Raw genomic sequence first — 332 nt, 5'->3', positions numbered from 1 at the left:
TGGCGTTGCCGACGATCACTGTCCGCTCGATTTGCTCCGGACAATCCTGCAACCACGCAAAGACATCTTCGAGCCTATAAGGCGTTACGACTTCACGAGCACCCGGCTTGAAGTTGAACGCTCCGTCAAGTTGACGACGCGCCCTCCGCTGCCTTCGCTCGACGTCGCTTGGCTGCGCACTTAAGCTTGCGGCCCGACACCTGTCTCTTGAACATCTTGCCGGCATCGTCAACTTAATCGACCGCCGAGCCGAAGGAGGCGATTCTCAGAGGTCGAGAATCGGCGATAGCGCTTGTCATGGAGATCTCGCGCCAAGTCGCAAAGGCTCGCTC

1 protein-coding gene and 1 pseudogene are annotated in these 332 nt (G+C 58.4%); one reads left to right on the top strand and one right to left on the bottom strand.

Features of this window, described 5'->3' with window-relative positions; genetic code table 11:
- A partial coding sequence (locus tag QJT78_RS52415) for a hypothetical protein (RefSeq protein WP_281460975.1) occupies nucleotides 1-184 on the top strand: 184 nt, incomplete at its 5' end.
- 49 nt (nucleotides 185-233) lie between these two features.
- Here QJT78_RS52415 and QJT78_RS52410 read toward each other — a convergent pair.
- Nucleotides 234-332, bottom strand: a pseudogene (locus QJT78_RS52410) (IS6 family transposase); the annotation flags it as partial.

Origin of the sequence: Bradyrhizobium sp. Mp27, from assembly GCF_029953005.1 — a bacterium.
GTDB classification, from domain to species: domain Bacteria; phylum Pseudomonadota; class Alphaproteobacteria; order Rhizobiales; family Xanthobacteraceae; genus Bradyrhizobium; species Bradyrhizobium barranii.
This window is presented reverse-complemented; position numbering and strand designations above follow the sequence as displayed.